Below are 1,195 nucleotides of genomic sequence, written 5' to 3' on the forward strand. Positions count from 1 at the left end.
TCAGTCAGACTCCTGGTATACAAGCGGTTCAAGACTTTTCTGCACCACTAAGGGGTGTAGAGAACCCATACCCTACACCCAAAAACTTTTTTCAAGTGAAAGAGCGACCGTGAGATAAATTTTTAAATTTGGCAAACTGATGGTCAAACAAAAGTTTGACTGTACCAGTAGGGCCATTTCTCTGCTTACGAACAATTAACTCAGAGATGCCACGATCTGGAGTATCAGGATTGTAGATATCGTCACGGTAAAGCATGATGACAACATCACTGTCTTGTTCAACAGCGCCACTGTCTCTTAAATCACTCAATAGAGGACGTTTGTCGTTACGGCTTTCAACTTCGCGGTTTAATTGAGCTAAAGCGAGAACAGGGACATCCAAATCTTTGGCAAGACGTTTTAAGCCCCGGCTAATTTGTCCGACTCGTTGAGTCATGTTGAAACGAGAATCAGTGGCTTCAGTCAAAAGTTGCAAATAATCCACAACCACAAGGCTAACGCCACCATACTGGGCAGCAACACGACGGACTTGGCTACGAATTTCAGTCAAAGAAGGGCAGGAATGATCGTTGATAAAAATGGGTTGTTCAGAAAGCTGTCCCACGGCGTGGCTTAATGGTTGCCATTGGTTGTCTGAAAGTCGGCCAGTTTCCAAAAAGCTGTTTTCAATTCCTGATTCACTGCTGAGTAAACGTTGAACATATTCGTCTTGAGACATTTCCAGGCTGAATATAGTGACAGGCAATTGACTGATTTGACTGACGTGGAGAGCGAGATTACCAGCCAGGGCAGATTTACCAACAGAGGGACGAGCAGCAAGTACGTACAATCGTTTGCGTCGGAATCCACCACCAAGTAAATTATCAAAATCATAAAATCCAGTAGAGATGGCAGGGGAAGCAGTGCCAGCATGACGAGCTTCAATTTCGCTAAAAGTATTAGCCAGGGAATGAGAGATGTGAACCAAGTCACTGGCAGAATTCTCGGATTTTATGGAGTAAACTTCTTGTTCAGCTTGGTCAAGAACGGTGTTGAACTCAGTTTCAGTTTGGTAAGCCAGTTTGACAATTTCGTTCCCCGCTTTGATTAACTGTCGTCGGTGGTATTTTTCCATGACCAAATCAGCTAAGGCATCGATGTTACAGCCTTTCCGGCTGTTATGAGGTACAGTAACAGCAATTAGCAAACCAGTTTC

General features: G+C 44.0%; 1 protein-coding gene. It reads right to left on the reverse strand.

Translation table 11 applies throughout. The features are described from left to right. Positions 1 to 91 precede the first annotated feature (91 nt). Positions 92 to 1,195: replicative DNA helicase (gene dnaB, locus ACM0OS_RS28925; protein WP_414546612.1), on the reverse strand; the 1,104-nt coding region annotated here is incomplete at its 5' end.

This window comes from Nostoc sp. CCY0012 (assembly GCF_963920855.1).
In the GTDB taxonomy this organism is placed as follows: Bacteria; Cyanobacteriota; Cyanobacteriia; order Cyanobacteriales; family Nostocaceae; genus Cyanocohniella.